General features: G+C 43.4%; 13 protein-coding genes. 11 read left to right on the top strand and 2 right to left on the bottom strand.

What is annotated here, in order from left to right; genetic code table 11:
• Nucleotides 1-28 precede the first annotated feature (28 nt).
• A complete protein-coding gene (locus tag IPL34_RS15620) occupies nt 29-988 on the bottom strand; it encodes a hydrolase (protein ID WP_296842379.1) in 960 nt (319 codons plus the stop codon).
• A 5-nt stretch (nt 989-993) separates the two neighbouring features.
• The gene (locus IPL34_RS15615) at nt 994-1,932 is read right to left on the bottom strand and encodes a ketopantoate reductase family protein (RefSeq protein ID WP_296842378.1); all 939 of its coding nucleotides are present in this window, start codon (nt 1,930-1,932) and stop codon (nt 994-996) included.
• 83 nt (nt 1,933-2,015) lie between these two features.
• Here IPL34_RS15615 and IPL34_RS15610 point away from each other — a divergent pair, with 83 nt between their 5' ends.
• The 11 genes from IPL34_RS15610 (at nt 2,016) to IPL34_RS15560 (ending at nt 12,811) form a co-directional block, all read left to right on the top strand.
• Nucleotides 2,016-2,876: an ABC transporter substrate-binding protein gene (locus IPL34_RS15610; RefSeq protein ID WP_296842377.1), complete on the top strand. Its 861-nt coding sequence runs from the start codon at nt 2,016-2,018 to the stop codon at nt 2,874-2,876.
• Nucleotides 2,873-3,862, top strand: a complete 990-nt coding sequence (locus IPL34_RS15605) for an iron ABC transporter permease (RefSeq protein ID WP_296842376.1) — start codon at nt 2,873-2,875, stop codon at nt 3,860-3,862. Before IPL34_RS15610 ends, IPL34_RS15605 begins: the two co-directional genes overlap by 4 nt.
• On the top strand, nt 3,859-4,650 hold the full coding sequence (locus IPL34_RS15600) for an ABC transporter ATP-binding protein (protein WP_296842375.1): 792 nt from the start codon (nt 3,859-3,861) through the stop codon (nt 4,648-4,650). Before IPL34_RS15605 ends, IPL34_RS15600 begins: the two co-directional genes overlap by 4 nt.
• 97 nt (nt 4,651-4,747) lie before the next feature.
• The gene (locus IPL34_RS15595) at nt 4,748-5,092 is read left to right on the top strand and encodes a hypothetical protein (protein WP_296842374.1); all 345 of its coding nucleotides are present in this window, start codon (nt 4,748-4,750) and stop codon (nt 5,090-5,092) included.
• 41 nt (nt 5,093-5,133) lie between these two features.
• Nucleotides 5,134-5,388 (top strand): hypothetical protein, encoded by a 255-nt coding sequence (locus IPL34_RS15590; protein WP_296842373.1) that lies wholly within the window; start codon nt 5,134-5,136, stop codon nt 5,386-5,388.
• Between the two features lie 172 nt (nt 5,389-5,560).
• Nucleotides 5,561-6,307 carry a hypothetical protein gene (locus IPL34_RS15585; protein WP_296842372.1) on the top strand — a complete coding sequence of 249 codons (747 nt, stop codon included), beginning with the start codon at nt 5,561-5,563 and terminating at the stop codon, nt 6,305-6,307.
• A gap of 9 nt (nt 6,308-6,316) precedes the next feature.
• A complete protein-coding gene (locus IPL34_RS15580; protein ID WP_296842371.1) occupies nt 6,317-7,492 on the top strand; it encodes an ABC transporter substrate-binding protein in 1,176 nt (391 codons plus the stop codon).
• A gap of 84 nt (nt 7,493-7,576) precedes the next feature.
• The gene (locus IPL34_RS15575; protein WP_296842370.1) at nt 7,577-9,088 is read left to right on the top strand and encodes a hypothetical protein; all 1,512 of its coding nucleotides are present in this window, start codon (nt 7,577-7,579) and stop codon (nt 9,086-9,088) included.
• A gap of 121 nt (nt 9,089-9,209) precedes the next feature.
• Nucleotides 9,210-9,857 carry an ATP-binding cassette domain-containing protein gene (locus tag IPL34_RS15570; RefSeq protein ID WP_296842369.1) on the top strand — a complete coding sequence of 216 codons (648 nt, stop codon included), beginning with the start codon at nt 9,210-9,212 and terminating at the stop codon, nt 9,855-9,857.
• Nucleotides 9,851-10,459 carry a CDP-alcohol phosphatidyltransferase family protein gene (locus tag IPL34_RS15565; RefSeq protein ID WP_296842368.1) on the top strand — a complete coding sequence of 203 codons (609 nt, stop codon included), beginning with the start codon at nt 9,851-9,853 and terminating at the stop codon, nt 10,457-10,459. The genes IPL34_RS15570 and IPL34_RS15565 overlap by 7 nt, the downstream gene beginning before the upstream one ends.
• 81 nt (nt 10,460-10,540) lie before the next feature.
• Complete coding sequence (locus IPL34_RS15560; RefSeq protein ID WP_296842367.1) at nt 10,541-12,811, top strand: HAMP domain-containing sensor histidine kinase; 2,271 nt, start codon at nt 10,541-10,543, stop codon at nt 12,809-12,811.
• The last annotated feature ends 5 nt before the right edge of the window (nt 12,812-12,816 follow it).

Raw genomic sequence — 12,816 nt, 5'->3', positions numbered from 1 at the left:
GAGGTAGCAGTGCATCACTACTACCTCATTAGGTTATGGGATGGAGTTGTTGACTCAACCACTGACTAATACGCTGATCCAGCCAATAGTGTGCTTGCCAAGGCCATTGACCTTGTACAAAGCCGACATGCCCGCCGTGCTCGCTAATAGCTAATGTAACTGCTGCACTGATCTCTGAGGCAGTGGGTACAATGGCAGGTGTCATAAAGGGATCATCTTTAGCGTGAATAATCAAGGTAGGGTAGTGAATTGCTTTTAAAAACGCTGCTGAGCTGCTTTTAGCATAGTAATCCGCCGCATCTTTAAAACCATTCAAGGGGGCGGTTACTTGGTCATCAAATTGATAGAGGGTAGTAATCTGTTCTAGGTTTACTGCTAAAGGTTTAGGACGATTGTGAAATTTGCGTCGATAGCTGTTTTTTAAATCGTTGAGTAAGTGCCGCCCATACAGTTTAGAAAATCCCTGCTCTAAGCGTTGAGCACAGGCCGCTAATTGAAAAGGAATAGAAATAGCGACCGCCGCGCGAATGGTGGTATTGACGCCCACCTCACCCATGTATTTTAGAGTGAGATTACCCCCTAACGAAAAACCTACTAAACCCACTACAGTGCGCTGCGTAGCCGCTAAATAATCAAGCACTTCCGCTACATCCTGAGTACGTCCCGAATGATAGCTATAGGGCTTATGGTTGGGGATGCCGGCACTACCGCGTAATTGCATGAAAATCGGACTAAAACCAGCCTCATATAAAGCTTTTAAGGTCGGTTTAGCATAATGCGACTCAAGAGAGCCTTCTAAGCCGTGAATCACTAAGATGTAAGGTGAATTAGGTCGACCATAACGTTGCAATTGAATACTATCGCCATCGCTTAAAGTCACCGCTTCTACCACGAGGGGTAAAGTAGGACGGTGGCGCATAAAAACAGGCCAAATAGTTTGCAAATGGGGCGAACGTAACCACCATGCAGGCTTAAAAGTTTGTGACATAATGCTTATAAACCTTGTTCCAATAAAGCGCTCACTAAGGCAGTAACGGGTGCTTGAGTACCTAAGCGTTGATGCCGCTCTAATACCGCTCCACTAATGGCGGCTAGCTCCAAAGGACGACCTTGCTCACGATCCACGAGCATCGAGGTTTTAATCGCATCAAAGCTCTTGATTAAGTTAAACATTTCATCCACATCTCCTTGGGACATAGCGACACCATCCGCCCGTGCCGCTTGTGCGGTTTCCTGCATCAGTTGATAAACCGTGTGTCCATAAGTGGGGTGTGAGGTGAGGGTGCGGGTATCTAAACGAGTCAGGGCTGAGAGCGGGTTAACTCCATTATTAATCAATAATTTACGCCATAATTCGTATTGAATATCCGCTGTCACAAAAGTAGGAATACCTGCGGTTTGAAAATCAGTCTGCCAGTGAGTTAAGGCGGCAGGGGGAGGATTTTGTGAATGATTAGGCCAATACCCCATGACAATTTGTGCAATGCCAGTCGCTTCAACCACAGCGGGGGAAACAATATGCCCGCCAATACGTACCGCTAAACCGCCAATAGTCCGTTCACGCCCTACCACTTCAGCTATTAGGCGCTCATTATCGACACCATTTTGTAGCGATAAAATCGGGGTTTTTGTGTCAGTAGCCGTCAGCCAGTTTTTCCATGAATTACGCCATTGCGCAGTCGCTCCGGCTTTAATGGTCAAAATAATTAAGTCGAACTCGTGTGCTGGATAAGTTTGATGCAGTTCTACCTCATCGCAAATGGTAACTTGCTGATGAAATTGTAAAGTAGGGTGCGTGACCTTTAAACCTTGTTCTTGGATAGCTTTAAGGTGCATCCCACGCGCTACAAACACGACTTTATGCCCGGCGTGTTGTAATCGCGCCCCGTAATACGCACCAATCCCACCTGTCCCTACCATTAAAATGTGCATGACACTGCTCCTGCCAAAGGTTGAGGTTTTGCCGTATGCTACAGGGCTTTGAGCCGCCTGCCAAATAACCTAAGTATGCCCTAATGTGTTTACCTAATTTAATCAATACTTTAATGCTGATCTGTGGTTTAATGCTTACCACTGCACTGTATGCAGATAGTACCAAACCGCAGCGTATAGTCTCTCTGAATGTGTGTACTGATCAGTGGTTGTTATTATTAGCCGATCCTGAGCAAATTGCCTCAATCACTCATTTATCTCATGAAGAGGGGGCGTCCTATTTATTAAACCAAGCCTTAAAATACCCTACCAATAAAGGGCGAGCTGAAGATATATTGCCTTTTAAACCCGATTTAGTGATTAGCAGTGATTATACTAGCCCTAATACTTTAAATTTATTGCGCGAATTAAACATTCGCGTAGAGACTTTACCCATTGCGGATAACTGGGAGAGTACTTTAAAGGGTATTGAGCGAATGGCAAGTTTAATTGGTCATCCTGAACGGGGTAAGCAAGTCATTAATGACATGCAGCAACGTTTAAGACAATTACCCTCTATTCCAGAGCATAAACCCTTAATTGCCTCCTATGAGCCGAATGGTTATACCGTCGGCAATGAATCTTTATTAGGACAAGCGATTCAACAAGCAGGTTGGCAAAATGTGGCGGAATTAGCAGGTATTACTCACTACGGGCAATTAGATCTGGAAACCATGATTCAATTAAAACCCCAAGCGCTGATTGAGTCACCCTATCGTAATAATACTTGGTCACGCGCTGAGGTATTGCCACAACATCCCGCATTACGTAAGGCAGGCATTAATCCCCAAGTGATTCATTTACCTAGTGCGATGACCATTTGTGCGGGACCTTGGTCGGTAGAGGTAGCAGAGCGTTTAGCGCAAGCACGCCTGCAATTAACTACTAGGAAATTATCCGAATGAAACAAGGTAAGCTCTTAGCCTTATTGAGTGTTTTAGTGGTCATACTTTTTATCGCTTCATTAGGGGTGGGACGTAATCCTTTACCCATTTGGCAAGCGGCAAACGCATTAAATGTTGATTCGGTATTGACTATTATTTTAACTGAAATACGTTTACCACGAGCCTTGATTGCTTTGTTTGCCGGAGCCACTTTAGGGTTGTGTGGTGCTGCTATGCAGGGCTTATTACGTAATCCACTAGCTAGTCCCGATTTAATTGGTAGCAGTAGTGGAGCAGCTCTATGTGCAGTGACCGTATTATATTTTGGTTGGACTAATACAGCTTTTAATTTACCCCTTTTGCCCCTAGCTGGAATGGTAGGAGCCTTATTAGCCACTCTATTAGTATTTATATTAGCGGGGCGAGATGCCAGTATTAGTACCTTAATTTTGGCAGGTGTGGCTATTAATACCTTAGCGACAGCGGGAATGTCCTTATTATTAAATCTAGCGCCTAGCCCCTATGCTATGCGTGAATTAATTTTATGGACGATGGGAGATTTAACAGATCGTTCTATGGATGATTTTTATTTAATGCTCCCGTTTACTGTATTAGGTTGGGGTTTATTAATTGGAGTAGGGCGACAATTAAGTGCTTTGACCTTAGGGGAGCAAACCGCACAAACCTTAGGGGTACATCCTAATCGCTTACGCTGGCGCATCTTTTTAGCCATAGCCTTAGCAGTCGGTGCAACGGTTTCAATCACTGGAGTGATTGGTTTTATTGGTCTGGTTATACCGCATTTATTGCGTCCTTGGGTGGGGTATGATGCAGGGCGTTTATTGTGGGTATCGGCATTAGGGGGGGCGGCTTTATTATTAGCGGCGGATATTGGGGTAAGATTAATTCCAACCGAAACGCCTTTAAAGGTGGGCGTATTAACCGCAATAGTAGGTGCTCCGTTCTTTTTGCATTTGATTTTAAGTGCAAGGAGGCAGCATTTATGAGTAATAGCCTATTAAAAGCCAAAGCCATCAGTTTTAGCCAAGCCAAACGCATGATTTTAAATCAGGTTTCAATGGACGTGAGAGTAGGGGAGTTAATTGGCTTAATTGGTCCTAATGGTGCGGGTAAATCCACTCTTTTGAAAGTATTAGCCAGTTTATTAAAGCCTCAATCGGGGCGAGTACTTTGGCAAGGTAATGATTTAATTAATATAGCTCCTAATGAGCGTGCTAAAGCGCTTGCATGGTTAGAGCAAAATGGAGCGATTCATTGGCCTTTAACGGTGGAGCGTTTAGTGGCTTTGGGGCGCTTACCGCATTTAGCGGCTTGGCAAAAACTGACGGATGCAGATCGACAAGTATTAGAGCAAGTACTCAAGCAAACCGATTTGGAATTATTACGTGAGCGTGATGCGACGACTTTATCAGGCGGTGAACGTGCACGGGTATTATTGGCACGCGCCTTAGCCTCCGAGCCGCAACTACTATTAGCAGATGAGCCAGTAGCTGCACTGGATTTAGGGCATCAATTACAAACCATGCAGCTCTTGCGTGAGTTTGCACAAGGTGAGAAAGCAGGCATAGTTGTTTTACATGATTTGGCATTAGCGGCGCGGTATTGTGATCGTTTATGTTTAATGCAACACGGGCAAATAGTGGCTGAGGGCAAACCGGAGCAGGTATTAACGCCAGCGTTATTAGCTCAGGTGTATGGAGTGGAGTGTGTGTTGGGTAGTATGCCCTATCCTTGGGTAGTGCCGTTAAAAATAAATAAAGTATCGAAGGATTAGTTTTTTACCTCCAATTGTTGTGAAAAATTCATTTTTTATTGTTTTATTCATTAAGCAATAACTATAATATTGATCAATTAACAATTGGTATCTTGACATGAAATATAAATTAATAGCATTTTTGTTGGGAAGTATTTTAATAGCAGATGCTGCATTGGCTTGTTCACCGCCACGCTACCGTTCTCCTGCTAATCAACTTAAAGTTTTAAACTCACCTTTAGCGCTAATGCGAATTTCTAATAATGGGCTGTTTTTATTGAAGATGGTACCTACTTTTTGGGAACAAAAAGGTCAGGGGTATGATTTTTTTGAAAAAAAGCCGGCTTACGGAGTGGTTTATAAAATCAAACAGGATGGTGGTTTGCAGCAGTTATGGACTATCAATAATATTCATCCAGAGGCGAGCCGTAAGTATTTTTTTCCACTAACTACGATATTTTGATCGATAATGAAGGAAGTATTATTAAGGTGGCTAATTATGTAATGAGAGATGATAAGAACCCTATAGTGGTTTGGTTGTATAAAAAAGGTGGGCTATTAAAACAATATCCTTTATCTTTTTTCGTAAAAAAACCTGCTTTGATTCGTTATAGTTCCTGTGCAACAGCGTTTTGGTTTGAGCAAGAAAATGCGAATGCCGTAACGATGAATGAGGATGGAGTGTTTTATTTTAAAACCATTGATGGTGTCCGTTGGGGTATTAAAGCTAGTACAGGTGCAGCTACTCAATCAAAATGAAGGCGTATATAGAAAAATCAAAGTAGACTGGGATGACATGAATATTTTGTAGAGAATTTTTAAACATCACTCTGATTATTGATATTCGTCAAAGAAGGCTTAGCGTATACTGTCTGCGAGCTTGAGGCTCAAAGTGTTAGTGTTCTGTGTAAAGTAATCAAAGGTGACAACGATGACAACATACCGTGCTCTATTAGCAGCATTATTGCTGAGTCCCTCTCTACTGCTAGCGGCTTCTCTCAATCAATCCGCATGGGTTCCGAATACCTCCAACTATGAATACGGTCATAATTCCATCCCCAATATGCAGATCACCGGAGCACCCGCCGATGCTGATTGGTCGCGTTGGGCGATGCTGCACGATAAATCAGCTTATCGCTTATATGCCTTTAAAAAAGGTAGCAAAGATACGATTTATCAATTTGCCTTTAATCCTGATACCGAAGCCTATGAGTATGGCTATGACTCCATTCCAGAGTTAAAACTGGTCGGCACACCTGCGGATGCTGATACCAGTACCTTTGCCATGTTGCACGATGGTTCGGCTTATCGCCTGTATCTTAAGCAACGAGGTAATCCTAATAAGCTTTATCAATTTGCATGGGTTGATGGGACTGAAACCTATAAATTTGGTCACAACTCGATTCCAGCAATGAATATTACGGGTTTTCCTGCCGATACCGATTGGTCACGTTGGGAAATGCTGCATGATGGTTCAGCGTATCGGATTTATGCCTTTAAACGGGGGAGCAAAACTCAGTTTTACCAAGGTAGCTTTAATCGAGCTAACAATCAATACCAATATGGTTTAAATTCTATTCCAGTACTTAATCTAGTGGGTATGCCTGCTACGAATAATCCACGGGTGGGGTTATTACATGATGGTTCGGCGTATCGGCTATATTTCTTAGGCAATTAAAGGATAGGTATGAAAACAGCGTGGTTGGCGGGTTTAATAGGGTTAGGGATTGCCACAGCGGTAGGTGCGGCGGATTGGGCGAGTGTCGAGTCCAAGGCTAAAGGTCAAACTGTGTACTTTAACGCTTGGGGTGGCGGTGAGAGCATTAATCAGTATATTGATTGGGCGGCTCAACAAACTCAAGAGCGTTATGGTGTGACTCTCAAGCACGTCAAGATCACCGATGCAGCAGAAGTCGTTAAACGCATTAAAACGGAGCTAGACGCCGGACGCTCGACGGATGGCACGGTCGATTTAATGTGGGTGAATGGCGAAAATTTCAAAGCCCTTAAGCAAGCCAACGCGCTGTATGGCAATTGGGTAGAAGCACTACCTAATTGGCAATACGTGGATTTAACTAAACCAGTGCGCCAAGATTTTTCGGAAAGTACCGATAATCTCGAAGCTCCGTGGGGTATGGCACAATTAACTTTTATTGCGGATAAAGCCAAGGTCGCCGAGCCACCGCGTTCGGCGGCTGAATTGCTAGCCTTTGCTAAAACTAATCCGGGGCGTGTGACTTACCCTAAGCCCCCAGCCTTTCACGGTACTACCTTTCTTAAGCAATTATTGACCGAACTCACTCCAGACCCCGCCGTATTGCAGCAGCCTGTCGATAGCGCACAATGGGCAGCACACACTCAACCCTTATGGGATTACTTAGATGAGCTGCATCCAGTGACATGGCGTGAGGGTAAAAATTTTCCAGCGACACAAGCCGATATGATCCCGTTACTGGCGGATGGTGAGTTGCTATTAGCCCTAACCTTTAATCCCAATGAAGCGGCGAATTTGATCGAAAGTGGTCAATTGCCCGATACTGCCTATAGTTTTGGGTTTACTAAAGGCACCATTGGCAATGTACATTTCCTTGCGATTCCTGCCAATGCTAAGGCAAAAGAGGGGGCGCAAGTGGTAGCGAATTTCCTGCTTTCCCCTGAAGCTCAAGCTCGTAAAGCAGATGTGAAAATTTGGGGCGATCCTACAGTAGTAGATGTCACCAAGCTCACCACTGAGCAACAAGCCACGATGAATAATAAAGCCAAGGGTGCTTTGGCGGAGACTGTTCCAACCTTACCTGAACCTCATGCTTCATGGGTGGAAGCGCTAGAAACAGAATGGTTAAAACGCTACGGTAGCCAATAAGTTTTGCGCGGGCTGGCACTACTGGGATTGAGTCTGATCTTCCTTCCAGTGCTATGGGCATTGGGTGGAGTGCTTCAGCCTGCTATGAACCTTGCTGTGTGGCAAGTCCTTGTGCAAGAGCCACAGTTCGTTATTGCCTTGCGCCATACCTTAATTTCTGCATTAGGCTCAACACTACTCGCTTTAGCCCTTGCTTTAAGTACCATGATGGTGCTTTATCCAAGTACAGTTTGGCAATGGCTCACACGGCGCTTAGCGCTCTTACTGGCATTCCCTCACGCTGCCTTTGCGGTGGGTTTAGGGTTTTTGCTTGCACCCAGTGGATTGATTGCCCGCTTACTAGCACCTGTCTTGGAGTGGGCGAGTCCACCCTTATGGTTAACGCCCCAAGATCCCTATGCGTTGAGTTTAATGCTGGCGCTAGCTTTAAAAGAAAGCTGGTTTTTGCTCTGGGTATTGGCAGCGGTATTACAACAGCAAGGCACGATAAGCGCTTTACAAGTCGCGCAAAGTCTAGGGTATGGCAGGCTACAAGGTTGGTTGCAAGTACTTTTGCCGCAAATACTCCCGCGTTTGGCTTGGCCTTTACTGGCAGTCATGGCTTATAGCGTGTCTGTGGTAGATATGGCATTGATTTTAGCGCCTACTACTCCGCCCCCTTTGGCAGTATTAGGTTGGCAATGGTTCAATGACATTAACCCTGAGCGTTATGCGATGGGCAGTGCTGTTTCTCTACTTTTAATGCTCATCCTAGTGGGCGCGGCTATCTGCGGTTGGTTGAGTTTCAAAGTATTACAAGTTTTTAATCAAGCACCCTCTGGTAAGCGCTGGAAGTCGGTTCACCTACCTATCAAACCTATTTGGGGGGTTGGTATAGTGCTCAGTGGCTGGCTAGCTTTGCTACTATTATTGATCTGGTCATTCGCGAATCATTGGTTTTTCCCTGCACTCTTACCTAGTACTTGGACAATTAAGGGCTGGTCACAATTAGACTGGAGTTTATTAGGCAATACAGTGGTCATTGGTGTAGCGAGTAGTGTGTTGGCTTTAATGCTAGTAGTTGCGTGGTTGGAGTCTATTAAACAGCGCTGGGATGGTGTGAGTTATTGGGTCTTAGTGCTGCCAGCAGTGCCTTTGGTAGCCGCACAATATGAAGTGGTGATTCGCCTACAAGCGGAGAGTACTTATCTGGCATTGATTTGGAGTCATTTATTATGGGTGTTGCCCTATGTATTACTGGTATTGGCGAGTACCTATCGTGGTTTTGATGCACGCTTAAGTACGAGTGCTAGAGCTTTGGGTTATGGTTATTGGCAGGTGTTGTGGTGGGTGAAATTACCCATTTTATGGCGACCCATGAGTGCAGCTTTAGCGGTAGGTTTTGCGGTAAGTGTAGCTCAATATTTGCCTACCTTAATGATGGGGGCTGGGCGGATTAATACTATGACGACCGAGGCGGTAGCGCTCAGTGCGGGGGGAAATCGGCGTACTTTAGCGGTCTATGCTGTGGGGCAGGCGTTGTTGCCGTGGTTGATGTTTATGCTAATGAATAGTTTGGCACATTGGCAAGCACGGGATAGAGTGGGCTTGCGTTGAGTTACTCGCTACTAGGTTGTATTCCTTACGCAGGCGCTGTAAATACGTCCTTGTACGCTTCAAGGCGGCATCCCTGCCGCCAAGACTGCTCCAGCAATATAACCTAGTAGCGAGTGCACAGATGCTTCAGCTCAGTGATGTGACGATTGCAAAAAATAATCAAGTGTTGATTTCAGACCTGAATCTTACGATTGCCAAGGGTGAGATCATGACTCTAATGGGGGGGTCAGGTAGTGGTAAATCAACGCTTTTGAGTTGGATATTGGGAGCTTTGCCCGAAGTATTTCAAGCACAAGGTCAGTTGCAATTGAATAGTCGAGTGCTGAATCAGTTGCCAATAGAGCAGCGCCGCATTGGGGTTATTTTTCAGGATGATGTGTTATTTCCGCATTGGAGTGTGGGACAAAATCTGGCATTCGCTTTGCCCAATACTTTTAAAGGTAAAGCGCGACGAGAATATATTGAGCAGGTGTTGGGACAGGTGGGGTTAGGTGGGTTTTATGTGCGTGATCCGGCTACTTTGTCGGGTGGGCAGCGTTCGCGGGTGAGTGTGTTACGTGCTTTAGTAGCCCAGCCGCAGGCGTTATTGTTGGATGAGCCTTTTGCTAAATTAGATCGTGCTTTGCGGGCGCAGGTCAGGGATTGGGTGTTTGAGCAGGTGCAAGCCTTACAGATTCCGGTGTTATTGGTAACCCATGATCATGAAGATGTACCTGCGGGGGGGCGAGTGGTGCAGTTGAATTCAGCATTAGGGGGTAAGGGATGTTAGATAAAACTATTATAGCTCGCTTAAAACCCGTGCTAACAATCTTGGCTCAGCGTTTAGTGGCTCAGGGAGTGAGTCCTAATCAGGTCACGATTCTAGGGTTTGTATTAGGACTGTTGACTTTGCCCGCGCTTTATTTTGATTGTTATTCAATTGCAATAATCTTAATTATGTTAAATAGACTAGCTGATGGCTTGGATGGAGCTATAGCTAGATTACAACAACCCACGGATCGAGGTGCTTTTTTAGATATTACCTTAGACTTTTTGTTTTATTCTGCCATTCCCTTAGGGTTTGCTTTGGCAAATCCTGCTCAAAATGCTTTAGCCGCCGCAGTATTAATTTATGCCTTTATTGGCACGGGATGCAGTTTTCTAGCTTTTGCAATCATTGCTGCCAAGCGTGGTTTGACTAGCACGGCTTATACTGAAAAGGGTTTTTATTATTTAGGGGGATTAACCGAGGCTACGGAAACGATTGCAGTATTTATTTTAATGTGTTTATTTCCCAGTTATTTTCCCGTCTTGGCTTATAGCTTTGCGGCTTTGTGTTTTATGACTACGGCATTACGGATTAAAGCAGGGTGGGAGGTGTTTGATTCTTAGTTAAAGCACACTCGAATCTCACTAGGCAAGGTTAATAATTACTGCTATGCTTGGTTAATCCCTGTTCAGGTGAGAGTCAGCATGCCGCATATCCCGCCAGTGAATTTAATTAACCAAGTTGTTACCGCTCGTATTGTCGTACAGCGCTTGGATAACTGCGATCTTCGTCTAGAGGGTGGGCAATTACTACGTTTATATCAAAGTGATAGTAAGGCTTGGAAGTCTGAGCAGCTCATGGGGCAGTTACATGAATATCAAGTTGGTAAAGAGCTTAAGGTCTTAGTGATGCATCGGCGTACTGAGGATGGGGGCGTTTATTATGTCAATGAGCGCTGGGCTGAGCGTTCAGAGGATGAGGTTCCTCTAGAAATAGGGATGTTAGTCAAGGGACAGGTAGTAGCTGAGGTTTTAAAAGCTAATAATCTCATAGGGTATTATGTACAGCTACATCCCAATGAAAAAGGCTACAAGCAACCGGATGCTCGTGTGTATTTACCTTTAGAAGAGTTACCTTGGGAGGATGGTAGCTTAACTGAGCGCCCTATTAATCCTAGTAGTAAACGTTTATCGTTATGGATAGAGGATTGGGTAGAGTTAGAGATTATAGATTTAAAATCATTACCCCTGTTTTCAGAAGCCAGTCTAATCAAGTGTATTCACCATCGAGATGCCAGTTTTTATTATAAATCCTATTATAGTCCTACCACCTTATTAGCCTCAAATACCGAGTTGCAAGCTTTCAAAGATAAGCAGCTAGAACAACCTATTGATGGAAAAAAACTGCTATTAGGTAAGAGAATAGCGGTATTAGATGATACAGAGAAAAAACTTCAATTACTTTGTCAGTTGTTGACGAAGAATGGAGTCGAGGTGGAATGTATTCAGGTTATTCATGGGCGAATAGGTATTGCTGCTAAAAGTTTGTATGAAAAAATTAAATCCACCGCCATTGATTTAGTATTAGTAGATTATGCGCTACCTCAGCCTTATCAAGGAACTGAGCTTATTGATCAAACTTATAAGTTAATAATAGAAGATGGTTTGTCTATAGTACCAGATTTCGTTTTGATTTCGAGCTATATTGAGCAAAAAGACATTGATTATGCGCGTAAAAAGCTTCCTTTTTTAAAAGGTTTTTTGGTACGCCCTATTAAAATAGATCAATTAGAACAGTTACTAAAGCATGAGGAGAGCGATAATCTATGGCGCACCTCACCTTATTATCATAATTTAGCTCAACTCGCCCAACCTAATCGTGCTAAAGAATTACCTGAGCTAGTACATGAAATAATTCAGCAGGGCATGGCTAGTTTTATTATTTTACTAGAGGTTGAAAAAAAACAGAGCCTTAGTTGGAGTGTTGGAATAGGCTCAATACCATTTAAGCCAGATGATTTATCTTATATTGAACAGCACTCTGATTTAAAGGTTTTAATTCGCGGTAAGTACACAGAGCTAAGTTATAGTAATGATAAAAATATTTTACTAGGTATTCATAATCAAAAAGCTGTTTGGCAGTTTCTTAGCATTAGCAGTGAAACTAAGTATATTTTGGGTATTGGTTACAACGCTACTAATAGTAGTTATCATGGTTTAATTACTCAGCTAATTATACAAAGTTTAAATGATAAAGCATGGCGTATTTGGGTAGACCATCATGCCAATTTTATTAGTAGCGGGGTGTTAGTACATAGTTTGGCACACGAGTATCAAAACTATTTAAATAATTTAGCTAATATTGGTCATTTAATAGGATTAATGATCGAGCATAAGGATATGAATCTTACAAAGCTTGCTAAGTTAGGTAGTCAGTTAAAGGAGCAGACTCAGCAAGCTACTGAGCTAATTGATATTTTATTACAAGGTTTAAGCCATCGTTTTAGTCCCATCAAATTAGTGGATGTGGTTAGGCAGGTAGAACGCTTAGTACAATCATCGTTTGTAGAGGGTAACACGGTGCTTAAAATTGGGCAGATACCTGATATAACGTTAGGTATACCCAGTGCAATCATAACAACTGTAATGGTTAATTTGATACTTAATGGCGATAAACATCATTATCGTAATGAAACTAGATTGGTGAATCTTTGTATATCTTTGGATAAAAGTTCTAGTAGCTCTTTATTAAGCATCGCTGTTCAAGATAATGGACCTGGTATTCATACTCGTAATCTAGATAGATTATTCAAGATAGGGTACTCAAGTGCTAGTAGCGATGAGGGAAAACACGGTATAGGTCTCTGGCTATCTACTGAACTACTGAAAAGAGTTCAAGGCACTATCTGGTTGGATGAAAATTTGATGGGACTAGGTTGTACCTTTAAGTTTCACGTACCACTTAGCTTAATATAGAGAGA

Source organism: Thiofilum sp. (assembly GCF_016711335.1).
In the GTDB taxonomy this organism is placed as follows: Bacteria; Pseudomonadota; Gammaproteobacteria; order Thiotrichales; family Thiotrichaceae; genus Thiofilum.
This window is presented reverse-complemented; position numbering and strand designations above follow the sequence as displayed.